Below are 11,977 nucleotides of genomic sequence, written 5' to 3'. Positions count from 1 at the left end.
TTGCGTATTAGCTCTTGATAATCCGACTGTTGGCCCAGGGATTAAAGGCGGGCGCCGCCTGCTCTGTATTTCCCTCATCGTTGAGAGAGTCCAGATACAGGGCTTCCACTTCCGCGCGCGCCCATGGGGTACGGCGCAGAAATTTCAGGCTCGATTTAACGCTGGGGTCTTTTCTGAAACAGTTAATTTTGATGCGGTCGCCCAACTCGCTCCAGCCATATTTCGCCACCAGGGCGTTGACCATCATCTCCAGCGTTACGCCATGCAAAGGATCTTTGGAAATATGTGCAGTCATAGGCGTCCGGATGTCTCGATTTTTAGGGGATTGGGGTAAACGCTGAAAGGGTACAAGAAAGCAGGGGAAGCGGCAATTTTCCTTTTCCCCTCGCTCACTTTATGACGGACTCCGTGCGCTGATTTTCGCCGACAATTTTTCCCGCACTGTTTTTAATCGTAAACCGAATCGACACGTCATCCTGGCCCGCGGGCGTAGCCGTGACCGCTTTTACCATCGTTCCCGAGTCTGCTGCGATCGTCATCGTCGTCGTGCCTTTTGCCAGCACCTTATCGCGCTGGGTGATGCGCCAGGTCAGACGGCATTCGCGGCACGGTTTCCAGGTGTCGTTGATGGCCCACAGACGCACGGTCGCCGCCGCCCCGGATTGCCACTGCGCGGTGACTGGCTCAATGGACGGCAGAACAGGCTGGTACGCACGTTGTAACGCGTAAAACCCGGCTTTAGGCTTACGCAGGTAGTCCACCACGCCCCAGTTGATGGAGGGCCAGGTTTCCACGAACATGAAGTGGAACAGGGCAGTCACCGGCTGGTAGCGCTGTCGGCGATAGCTTTCTGCCGCCGTGGCCACCAGCTGAGACTGGTACGCCTGAGTATTGCGAATCATCTCCTGAATGTTCTTCCCGCGCGGAATACCGGCAAACTTAAAGGTCTGGAAGGGCTGAAAATTATGGTATTTCCAGATGGTCCAGCCGGGATCGTCAGCGGCGGTCGTTTTTGGCCAGAGCGACGCCGCCGGGATGATGGTTTTTAGCGTCGATAAGCGGGGAAGCGCCTGCGCGCCGAACTCGGTAATGATCCCCGTTTTGGCTGGCGCCAGCAGGTCGCGCACGGTGCCGAAGTACCAGCCCGCCCAGTAATGTTCCTCGACGGCGGAAAAGCGATGCACGATGCGCGAAGTATCTTCGGCAAGCGTATCCGCTACCTGCTGCGTGAGCTCGCGATTCAGATCTTTATTCCAGTCCGGGAAGCGTTTTTCCATCCACGGCGAATTCCAGGGCGGTTCGTTATGCCCGCCCCAGACGATGATGGCGGGGGAATTGCCAAACTGTTCGATCATCTCCCGCGTCTGGCGAACCGCGTTTTTCGTAAAGGCGTCACGGCTGTCGTAGCCCCACTGCAGCGGGACGTCCTGCCAGATCATCATCCCCATCTCATCGGCAACGTCATACAGCGCGCGCCCGGCAACGTGTCCGTGCACGCGTATGGCGTTGGCGTTCATGGCCTCCACCAGACGAAGATCGCGACGGTATTTTTCTCGCGTCATGGTGCTGAGCCACGGGGAACCGATGTAATTGCTGCCTTTAATAAAAAGGCGTTTGTCGTTAATGAGCCAGCCCTTATTGTCGGGCTGCTCGACGATCTTACGCAGGCCGGTGCGGGTCACCGCAGTATCCATCAGGCCGTTTTCATCGCGCAATGCCACGCGAATGGTATACAGGTGCGGTTTCCCCGTGCCGACCGGCCACCACAGTTTTGCCTTCGGCATGGGCAGCGTCACCTGCACGGAATGGGCGCCGCTTTCGAGGGTAACCGGAAAGTCAGCCTGATAGCGCTTGCCGCTGAAATTGGCGGGCGTGGCGGTGAGCCGCACGGTCGCCGGGCCCTGACCGAGCGCGCGATAGCGTATCTCCGCCTTCAGCGCCGGGCGAGTCAGCCCCTGCGTCCAGTCGGTCCGCAGGATGGTCTCATCAAGGGTAGCGCCCCGGCTAAGATGCAGCCTGACCGGTGCCCAGATGCCGCCCGAGTTGGCGTCCTGTCCTTGCGGCGACCAGGCCCCACCGGGACGCGTGTCATGCTGGTTAAGGATCCCCTTCATGAGCGTTTTATGCAGCGGCCAGACCTTAGTGGGATCTTCGTAAGGGCTGTCGACCCTGACTACGAGCTGGTTGTGACGTTGTAACGCCGAGCGGGCATCCAGCGAAAAGCGCTGAAAATAGCCCTCATGCTTGCCCAGCGGCTGGTCGTTTAGCGTCACCTCTGCTAGATAATCGACGCCGTCAAACACCAGGGTACTCATCACGTCGGGGGGCTGCACGGGCAGGGAAAACGCGTGCTTATACCACAGCGCGCCCTGGTGATCGTACCCGGCGCTGTACCAGTTGGCAGGAACCTGAAGCGGGCGCCAGCCTGATGCAACAGGATGTGCGCTGTCATTGGCATCCTGAACCTGCCATTCTCCAGCCAGAGACCAGCTGACCGGCGCAGAGTTCGCCACCGTGTGGGGGGCCAACAGGGCAAAAAGCAGCGCGCAGTTGCGAGTCATCATGCGTTTACCCCGCGCGCGGTGAGCCATGCCGTCAGGCGCCGCGATTCCTGGCGAAGGTTTTCATTCAGGGCTGCAAGCTGTTGCCTATCCAGCGCATGCGCGTCGCTTTCCAGCACCTGTAGCTGCTGTGCGAGCGTGCTGAAGTCCAGGGTGACGGCTTCTCCCCGCAGCTTGTGGGCAGCGCGGCGCAGCGCGTCGCGGTCGTCGCTGTCGATAGCCCGGGTGATGGCCTTCATGGCCTCCTCCAGCCCTTCGCCAAACAGGGCCAGCAACTCCTGCACCAGGTCAGGGTCGTCAGCACACTGCTTCAGCAGGCGTGCTTCATCCGGAAGACCGGAGGAATCTTCGTGGCGCTGGAGCACGCGAGCAATCTCTTCAGCGAGACGTTCCTGGCTGATGGGTTTAGCAATGTAGCCGTCAAAACCCATGTTAAGACAGCGCTCTTTGTCCCCCTGCATGGCGTGTGCGGTCATGGCGACGGTGGGCTGAGCCGGGCCAGGCCGGGACCGTTCTTCTTCACGCAGCAGGCGAATGGCGGTCTCACCGTCCATCTCTGGCATCTGAAGGTCGATCAGCAGAACGTCCCACGCGCCTGCGCGCCAGCTTTCCAGCAGCGAGACGCCATTATCGACGATCTGACAGGTGTGCCCGAGCCGCTCAAGCAGGCGCGCGGCGACCTTCTGGTTAACCAGATTATCTTCTGCCAGCAGGATCCGCAGTCCCGTAGCCCCTGGCGAGGCGACAGGCGCGGGCGTGCTTTCACCCACGGGTGCCGGCGAACGTTCAAACGCGGCGGCAATCGCCTGATGTAATTCATCCTGGGCGATAGGCTTATGCAGATAGTTCTTGATCCCGATCCGCTTCAGCATATTGATATCAAAATGTCGGCTCATGGAGCTCAGCATGATGATATGGCTCTCAGCAACTTGCGGCAGAACTGAAAGCTCAAGGGCCAGAGACACGCCGTCCATATCCGGCATCTGTGCGTCCAGCAGGATCAGCGGCCATACTGTTCCAGCTTTAACCCGGGTGATGGCCTCGCTGGCGTTGTTGACGCAGGTGGGTTTCAGCCCCATCTGGCTGAGCATCGCTGCCAGCAGCCGCAGATTGGTCTCGTTATCATCAACTACCAGCACGGGGTCACCGCTAAAGCGATGGCTATGTGGGCGCTCGCCAGGCGCCAGGGTCTGTGCCGCCAGCGGCAGCGAGAACGAAAATTCGCTGCCTTTTCCCGGCTCGCTGGAGACCGTTAATTCGCCCCCCATCGCCGCAACCAGTCGCGCAGAGATGGTCAGCCCGAGCCCCGTGCCGCCATAGCGGCGTGTGGTTGAGTTATCCGCCTGGCTGAAGGCTTCAAAAATGGCCTTCTGCTTATCTGCCGGTATGCCAATGCCGCTGTCACGCACGCGAAAACGCCATCGATCCGCGCTATCGCCGGGCTCAACAACCAGGATCACTTCTCCCTGATGGGTAAACTTCAGGGCGTTACCCAGCAGATTGGTCAGGATTTGGCGCAGACGCGCGCCGTCGACCAGCAGCACGTCGGGGACGTCGGGCGCAATATCAACCAGCAGCTCGATGCCTTTTTCGCTCGCCCCCGGCATGTGCGGGCGAATAAGCGACTGAATGAAGGGGCGGACAGGCACAGGGTCCGTCTGCAGCTCTACTTTGCCGGCTTCGATACGGGAGAAGTCGAGAATATCGTTGATGATATGCAGCAGAGACTGGGCAGAACTCATCACCAGCGTCAGGTAATCGCGCTGATCGGCACTGAGAGACGTATCCAGGCACAGCTGGGTCATGCCAATAATGCCGTTCATCGGGGTACGAATTTCATGGCTCATATTCGCCAGGAACGCGCTTTTTGCCTCATTGGCTTTTTGTGCCTCAAGGGCCGAGGCGAACGCCTGAATTTCAGCCTCTTTGCGCCGCGTAATATCCTGCAGCGTGCCAATAACGCGCTCGGCGTTTCCCTCAATGGAGAGCGTGACCACCTGGCCTGACAGCAGCATCCAGCGCAGTCCTTCGGTAGGATGATGTACGCGAATTTCACATTCAAAGACCGGACGGTGATCCTGCTTCGAAGCGTGCAGCGCCTTGCGCAGCGCTGCGCGATCGTTCTCGTGGACCTGATTCAGCAAAAACCGCACCGGATATCGCCACTGTGTGCGCGACTGGCCCAGCATGGCAAGCAGGGTGTCGTTCACCTGGAGCGTGTCGCCGGAAACCTGCCAGTCCCAGATCCCGATATGAATGGATTCCGCCGTCAGCAGAAAGTCGTCATGCAGCTGGTGGCGCGCGCGCTGCGCTTCATCCAGCTCCGTAATATCGCTGTGCAGGCTGACAATACCGCCGTCCGAAAGCCGCTGATGCTGAACGAAGATCCGCCGCTGGCCTGCCTGCCGCACTTCGCAGTGTTTATCCTGTCGACAGTTGCGTACCACTGACTCCCTCAGCGTCTGACGCAGGCCGGGGTCGACGTTGTAAACGGCATCGATAAAGCGTTCCGCCAGCGCCTCAAGTGTCGTTCCCACCTTCAGCCACGGGGTTATGACCGGATAAAACAGGGCAACGTTGTGATTCCATGCCTGCAGGCGTTCCTCGCGGTCATAAATCATGACGGCGGCCGGCAGTGCGTTAAGATCGTACGTGAACGAACTCATCGTGATCCTCCCTACGCGCGGTAGTGCAGTTCTGCCTGTCGGCGCAGGTATTCCAGCCCGGGCGCGATCGCCATGGCCCAGGCCGTCAGGATCTCATCGTCGCACTGCGGATCGCGCTCGCTCACCGCGTTCAACATCGCTTCGCGCCACAGGGCAAAGAATCGCGGTGGGAGGTGGAGGCCGTCGTCGCTTTGCTCCCGCGCCAGGCGCTCGAGAAAATCAGGCACGATTAATGCGCCGTCTACCGCAAGCATGGCGAAGAAGCTTTTAAACAGGGTCTGCTGACCTTCCCGATCCGGCAGACGAGAAAAATGCGCTTCAGTTTCGGGTGACATGTGGACGAAGGCGTCATAGAACGTCTGAAAAAACGCGGTTTTTTCATTATTCGGAAAGACGCGGTTCAGGCTGGATTCAAACAGATCGCGATAAAACTTCACGGCGTCCTCCTTATAGTGCTTTCGCCCGGCAGACAGTGGCCGACAGGCGTGTATTCCTCTGCCAGACGGCGTGAAAAATAGCTCTCTTTCTTCGACCGACGAACGTCAAACAGCGGCCCGGCGTTGTGTTTAAAGAAAAGGGCTTCCAGAACCGTGGCATTGGTTGAGAGGGTTAAGGCAGCGTTGGTATCACCCGTGGCTTCCTGACGGCCCTCGTACCAGCCTTTCTGCGGATCGTTAAGGTGTTTTGTAACCGTCATCAGCACGTCGGTGTACGGGGTGTCCCACAGGGCCCATAGGGTAAAGACTGCTTTGGTCGATACCTGCGCGAAACGGGTGTAGTCCCGGCCATCGTCGCCGACAGAGTTCCAGGCATAGCCATTTCCCCAGACGGTATCCTGAATATGCCAGGGCGCCTGAGAGAGCGAGAAATCCGCCCTGGCCGTCAGGATCTTATCTGTCTCCCAACGGGTCTTCTGGCTTAGCCAGACGTTTTCGGCCTGCTTGCGCAGACGCTTTTGCAGATCGGCCGCAACGCCTTCGGGCTCCCAGCCAAACTCCAGGCCCGGCAGCATATAGGGAAGGGTGGTAATCAGGGAGGGCTGCCACGTGGTGCGCGGATCCCGGGCATCCACGGCCAGCCGCCGTTGAGAGATGATGACGTGGTTCATCGGCGGCGTAAACGCTTTATCCGGGGAAAAACCCCATAGATGAAACGCCGTCGCGGCGTATTCGCTCTCGCCCAGACGTAGCTCTTCCCGGACCACCGGCTGGCCATTTTGCAGCGAAGATGACCACAGTTCGCCTTCACCGTCGATGACCGGGCAGAAATTCCAGCGCAGGATAATTTTATCGAGGTATTCACTGTACTGCGGCTCCCGCTCAGCGGTGAGGCGCAGGGCGAGCATCAGGCGAGCCATATCGCGTGCGGACCAGCCATTTTTGACGGGGTTGCCGCTAAAATCGATCGGCGCCGCCGTCTGGCTGGAATAGAGCCGGCCCGGTGTCCGGATCTCGGTCAGCGTCAGGCGGTTAAGGGTGCCCATTAGACGGGTTAAACGAGCGTCATACTCGGCGTCATCAATTAGCCCCAGCTCTTTTGCCGCCAGCAGGGCGATAAGCGTATCGCCCATTTGCCAGAGCGTGGCGCGGGGCTGTTTGTCGCTCCCGTTGACCAGGCCCGTTTGCGGCTGGGTATTGTTGACGAAATAGCGCCAGGCGGTTGCCGCCCATTTCTGCTCTTCCGGCGTCAGGGCGGCAATACGCGCGCTGGAGTGCCAGCCGCCATTAATTAGCCAGCGCCAGCCGGCTCCCTGATGGCCAAACAGAGCAAAGATGATCGCGCCTGCGAGGAGTAATCCCGCGAGCCCTCTGGCTATGGTTTTAAGCATTGCGCAGTCACCGGAGGCAGTTTAACGGGCTCGTCCGCGCTGCATGATGCGCACTGACAGGCCTGGCAGGCGGGTCTGGTGCGCTGCGTGACGCCGGTCCGGTCGCACCAGCTTTTTACGGCCGACGTGCTGGTCAGGAACGGACGGCTGCGAAGCGCGTTGTTCTCTTCAAACTGATCGAGGAGCTTTTGATCCCACAGCGACGGGGCAAAATCCTTGCTCTTCGGGTTGTCGGTGTTGAAGGCCAGCAGTTTGCCCTCTTTTTTGAACAGCAGGGCTTCCAGCATGATGCCGTTATTGTTGGCGGTGAACTCTTTGATCGGCCCGTCACCGTTTTCATACAGCCCTTCGTAGTAGCCTTTTCCCTCTTCGTTGGCATTCTCAATGGTGTTCAGCAGGCGGTCGGTATAAGGCGAGTTCCACAGGACCCACATGCCCAGCGCCGCCTTCAACGATATCGCGGCAGCGTTAGGGACGAACTGGCCCTTATCGGTAATGGTGTTCCAGTTGTACCCGTCGCTGAAGACGGTGTCATAGACGAAGTAAGGGGCTTTATCGAGCTGGTGCTCGGAGCGCGCGGTCAGGACGCCGGTAATGGTATAGCGGTTCTCCTGAGCCTGATAAACGCGGTCAGCAAAGTTTTTCATCCACGTCAGGGAGTAGTCGCGCGGGGCGTTATCCCGGTCGGTCGGTTTATCAAAGCCGAACTCCAGCCCGTAGAGCAGGTAGGATTCCGTCACCACGTAGTTATGCTGCGACGTGTTGCGCGGGTCGCGTGTATCGTACGGGACCAGCACGCAGTAGATTTCGGCAAGCTCGTAAGGCTGCGGACGGCTGGCTTTACAGGTATTAAACCCCCACAGCTGGAAACCGGCCGCGCCGTACTCTTCATAGCCCAGCCGACCTTCCTGAACATATTTCGGCTGGCCGTTCTCCAGATAGGCGCCGTACAGCGTGCCGCAGGGGTCGATCGCGTGGCTGAAATCCCAGCCGAGCACCACGTTATCAATGCTGTTGCCGTACTCCGGATAACGCTCTTTGATGATTTTCAGCCAGACCAGCATTCGCCCGATATCCAGCGCCGAGAAGCCAATTTCACCGGGCTTGTTGGTGTAGTCCACTTTCTGGCCGCTGATGGTGTTATAGGCCTTGTTGGGCAGCTCGTTGCGGAACAGTACCAGGGTGTTTAACGTGGCGAGGAATTTTAGCATCCGGCGGTCAAATTCCGCTTTATCAATGATCCCCAACTCGCGCGCCGCCGTCAGGGCGGCCAGATAGGAGGCGCTGTCCCACATGGTGGTGGAGGGGTATTTGTTGACCGCATTCACCAGGCCCGTCGTGGGCTGATAGTTGGAGACGAAATACTGCCAGGCGTTTTTCGCGATGGTCATCTCTCGGGCGGTCAGCTCGCCGCTACGCGGGGAGTAACCTGATGCAGGAAGCTCGGTGTCCGCACGCACGGTCGATAAGGCCAGCCAGCAGATCGTTATTCCCGTGAGCAGGTGGAAAAGGATCGGGGATCGTGGCTTCATGGCGTTGCTCCTGCTGAGGGGGAAGTGGAGAGGCAGGCCAGACAGAGCATCTGGCCATGCGCGATGTAAGACAGACTTTCCAGCACAATGGCATTGGTATCGGCGTCTACGACGGCATTGACGCTGTTGTTGAGATTTAACCCGCGCTGCCAGCCTTTACCCGGCACCTGAAGCGGCAGAACCTGCTGGCGCAGCGCTTCGCTCCAGCTGTTGCGGAACAGGGCGTACCAGGCAAACGCGGTGCGTGTGGAGGTAATCGCCACCTTCTCCGGCACTTCGTCGCGCAGGTTGCGCGCCTGAACCGGCTGCCTGTTAGGCAGATCGTTAACATAATCCGGCGCCGGTTCGGCATAATCCGTGCTGACCGGCGGTTTTGGGGTACGCAGGCTATGACGCCGCTGTTGGATCTGCATAATCCGCCACGCGATTTCAGCGCTCTGCGCGTCAAAGCCCAGCTCAAGGCCGGTTAACAGATAGGGGAGACTGATCAGGGAGGTTTGCTTGCCCCAGGGCGTGCGTAGCCCTTCATCCGGCACCATCACGCCGTCCAGATCGATCATCTTTTGCCCTTCAGGCGGGTTGGTCACCGCGAGGCCTGCCGCGCTGTCAATTAAGCGCAGCGTATGGCTGGCATAGAGCCTATAGCCAAAGCTGTCCCGCTGTTCGTCATCGGTCAGCGTCCAGTGATGGAGCGGCACCGAAGCCTGGCTTTGGGTGTTATTTTCAATCAGCGCCGCGGTGCGCCACACGCTCAACAAATCGCGGATGGCCGCCGCGTGCTGCGGATAGCGCCACAGCAGGGTCTGTAATGCCGTCAGCAGCCGGCTCAGACCGATTGCGGAGACGTCAGGTTTGCCCAGAATCTTGAGTGTGTCAGCATGGTAATACGCGGCAGGGAGGCCTCGCTCGTTGAGCGGCAGCTGCCCCAGCGTAAACAGGGCCGTGCTGACCCTTTCGTCAAACTCATCGGTGGAAATGATGTTGAGCTGCTGTGCGGCGGCAGTCGCAAACAGATAGCTCCCCACGCTCCATAGACTCAGCCACGGTTCTCCGTCGCTGGCGTTCGCCAGACCGTTTGGCTGGGTATTATTCACGTAGTATTGCCAGGCGACCCGCGCCCAGATGGCTTCGTCATAGGTCAGCGCCCGTTTCGCAGGCAGCGGCGGGAAGTCTTTACTGAGCGCGATGCCGCCGCTGCTTTCCACGCGCGTGGGCATCTGTTTCTCCACCCAGACCACAATGGCAAAGCCGATCAGGAAGCCGAGCAAAATGGTGAGGTAGCTGCGCGCGGGCAGCAGGGCATCACGTATCCTCATTGGGTGACCTCGTCCTCTTCAGCGGGCGTCCACATGGCCGCGAAAATCAGCGGCAGCATGGCGGCGATGTTCACCCCTCCCCAGAAAATATTGATGACGTAGCCGGAGGGGTCGTCCACCTGTCCACGCGCCACCTGGATACCGCCCCAGACGAGTCCTGTCAGGGTCAGCACCACGATGGCTATCTGCGGCTTCACCAGGTAGAGAAAGCGGCCCGTCTGCCGCTCTTTTGGCGTAACGTGAAATTTGATCTGCTCGCCCCGCAGCACCGTATTGAGCGCGCGCAGGTTCATGGAAAAGAAGGAGAGGTAGGAGGCCCTGCCGTCCCAGGCCGAAATCCCCCATGTTCCGAACATAAAGGCCAGTTCAGAGAAAATAAAAAACGGGAGAAAGTGGAGATAAAACGGCGTCGACCAGGCGGATACCGGCGGAATGCCGGTGAACAGATAAATTATGGGTGAAATCAAAAATACCGTGTTCCACACGCAGGCCATGTACGACCAGAAGGTGGTGGCATACATCAGCGTCTGGGGTAGGGAAAGCCTGAAGCGGCGACGGCTGAAGATGTTGTCATGGAACAAAATATCCAGCGAGCCGGCGGCGTACTTAAAGCGCTGGATCATCCAGGTCAGCATATCCTGCGGAGAGAGCATCTTCGACTCCACCCGCGGGTGCATGACCGAGCGCCAGCGTCGTGCGGCGTCACCGTGCAGCAGCACCGAGGTGTAAATATCTTCCGAGACGTGGAATTTGTAGGGCGTTAGCTCAGTGTCAAACGCTACGTGCGGGCGCATTGCCTCCTGCAGCGCTTCCCGCGTTTCGTCATCGCGAATATCGCGCGTATGGCGATGGATCTCCTCTTCGACGGACCAGACATAGCTGCGCAGCGCGGCCTGCATGACCGCTTCGCGACGGTGGATGGAGGCCGCGCCGCAGCAGAAAGCCGCGTTCGCCCAGTTTCGCCGCCGCAGGATCACGTCATAGAACATGCGTGGATCGTTAAAAAACGGGTCGCGGCCTATCGTGACCGGGCCAACACACTTTTGAATCAGCCAGCCCAGACCGTAGCCCACTTTTCCCGCTTTCCGCTGGCCCCAGCGTGACAAATTTTCACCTTCCGGAAGATCGAAGAACCACTGCGGTGTCTGCACCCAGGCTACGTCCGGATCGCGGAAATAGCCCAGCGTATGGCTGAGTAGGGTGGGAAATACCCGGGTGTCGGCGTCGCAGATGACAATAAAATCGCCGTCAGTTTGCTCAAGGCCATTACGCAGATTACCGGCCTTAAAGCCGATGTTGGTCTGTCGACTGATGTAATTGACGCCTTCCTCATCGCAAACGGCTTTCATCTCCGGGCGACGGCCGTCATCAAGCACGTGGATCCGGTAGTCAATCGGGAACGGGTACGCCATCTTCAGGGCGTCGCGAATGGATAGCCTGACCAGTTCGGTATCTTCCGAGTAGGTGGCAATGAACAGATCCACTTTTACAGGACGAGGTTCTACGGTCTCTTCTGGCGACAGGCATTCGTTAATTTCGCCAGGCGGCGGGCACTGGGGAGGATCCTGTTCTTTCCATAAATTGATGGTAAACAGCACTGTGCCGATCCACGCCAGCGTTTCGGCGAGAACCAGCGGTATGGCGTACCATAACGCGTCCGTATTCAGGGAGGAGGTCCAGCGCCAGTAAATATAATTGGCGCCCAGAATAAGCGCCGCGACCGCTAACACCTGCCAGGTCATCATTACCCAACGCGGTGTTGTTAACGGCTCCGGAGGACGACGATGTTCAAAACGGGAAAAATAAAAATCCATAGTTCCGGCGTTCCTGATTCCGTGAAAATGCAGACCCATTCTGCTGCGCAGACAGTTGCCCAAAAGAGAAAGAAAATAGCGATTAAACAAGATTTAAGATAAGTGTAGAACGCCCAATAAAAGTGTCCAGCCGCGTTTTTATTAATATGTAGCAGGGGTTAATTCAGCTTTAATTCTGCTTAATATGTTTCATCTGTCGCCGATAAATTGCAGTTACTATTCCTTTAGGCTATCTACTTTATTTAGACCTTAATGTTCGT

At 58.4% G+C, this 11,977-nt stretch carries 8 protein-coding genes; all 8 read right to left on the bottom strand.

Annotation, left to right across the window (positions count from 1 at the left end):
* Window positions 1-7 precede the first annotated feature (7 nt).
* Complete coding sequence (locus AC0TN7_RS23265) at window positions 8-295, bottom strand: VF530 family protein (protein ID WP_032647326.1); 288 nt, start codon at window positions 293-295, stop codon at window positions 8-10.
* Between the two features lie 94 nt (window positions 296-389).
* On the bottom strand, window positions 390-2,561 hold the full coding sequence (locus AC0TN7_RS23260; protein WP_473702533.1) for a glycoside hydrolase family 2 protein: 2,172 nt from the start codon (window positions 2,559-2,561) through the stop codon (window positions 390-392).
* Window positions 2,561-5,227, bottom strand: coding sequence for a hybrid sensor histidine kinase/response regulator (locus tag AC0TN7_RS23255; protein WP_473702508.1), 2,667 nt, complete (start codon window positions 5,225-5,227; stop codon window positions 2,561-2,563). The genes AC0TN7_RS23260 and AC0TN7_RS23255 overlap by 1 nt, the downstream gene beginning before the upstream one ends.
* A gap of 11 nt (window positions 5,228-5,238) precedes the next feature.
* Window positions 5,239-5,664 (bottom strand): globin family protein, encoded by a 426-nt coding sequence (locus AC0TN7_RS23250; RefSeq protein ID WP_024909518.1) that lies wholly within the window; start codon window positions 5,662-5,664, stop codon window positions 5,239-5,241.
* A complete protein-coding gene (locus AC0TN7_RS23245) occupies window positions 5,661-7,055 on the bottom strand; it encodes a DUF3131 domain-containing protein (RefSeq protein WP_473702507.1) in 1,395 nt (464 codons plus the stop codon). Before AC0TN7_RS23245 ends, AC0TN7_RS23250 begins: the two co-directional genes overlap by 4 nt.
* Window positions 7,040-8,587, bottom strand: a complete 1,548-nt coding sequence (locus AC0TN7_RS23240) for a DUF3131 domain-containing protein (RefSeq protein WP_473702506.1) — start codon at window positions 8,585-8,587, stop codon at window positions 7,040-7,042. Before AC0TN7_RS23240 ends, AC0TN7_RS23245 begins: the two co-directional genes overlap by 16 nt.
* Window positions 8,584-9,903 (bottom strand): DUF3131 domain-containing protein, encoded by a 1,320-nt coding sequence (locus tag AC0TN7_RS23235; protein WP_473702505.1) that lies wholly within the window; start codon window positions 9,901-9,903, stop codon window positions 8,584-8,586. The genes AC0TN7_RS23240 and AC0TN7_RS23235 overlap by 4 nt, the downstream gene beginning before the upstream one ends.
* A complete protein-coding gene (locus tag AC0TN7_RS23230; RefSeq protein WP_090416884.1) occupies window positions 9,900-11,717 on the bottom strand; it encodes a glycosyltransferase family 2 protein in 1,818 nt (605 codons plus the stop codon). The genes AC0TN7_RS23235 and AC0TN7_RS23230 overlap by 4 nt, the downstream gene beginning before the upstream one ends.
* Window positions 11,718-11,977 lie beyond the last annotated feature (260 nt).

It is taken from the genome of Enterobacter sp. PL_is511 (genome assembly GCF_055816065.1).
Note: the sequence above shows the minus strand (reverse complement) of the source record. Positions and strands in the feature narration are given on the sequence as shown.

Coding starts and splice junctions, on each gene's coding strand:
- AC0TN7_RS23265 (WP_032647326.1), bottom strand. CDS start 295: ATGACTGCACATATTTCCAAAGATCCTTTGCATGGCGTAACGCTGGAG.
- AC0TN7_RS23240 (WP_473702506.1), bottom strand. CDS start 8,587: ATGAAGCCACGATCCCCGATCCTTTTCCACCTGCTCACGGGAATAACG.
- AC0TN7_RS23235 (WP_473702505.1), bottom strand. CDS start 9,903: ATGAGGATACGTGATGCCCTGCTGCCCGCGCGCAGCTACCTCACCATT.
- AC0TN7_RS23255 (WP_473702508.1), bottom strand. CDS start 5,227: ATGAGTTCGTTCACGTACGATCTTAACGCACTGCCGGCCGCCGTCATG.
- AC0TN7_RS23260 (WP_473702533.1), bottom strand. CDS start 2,561: ATGACTCGCAACTGCGCGCTGCTTTTTGCCCTGTTGGCCCCCCACACG.
- AC0TN7_RS23245 (WP_473702507.1), bottom strand. CDS start 7,055: ATGCTTAAAACCATAGCCAGAGGGCTCGCGGGATTACTCCTCGCAGGC.
- AC0TN7_RS23230 (WP_090416884.1), bottom strand. CDS start 11,717: ATGGATTTTTATTTTTCCCGTTTTGAACATCGTCGTCCTCCGGAGCCG.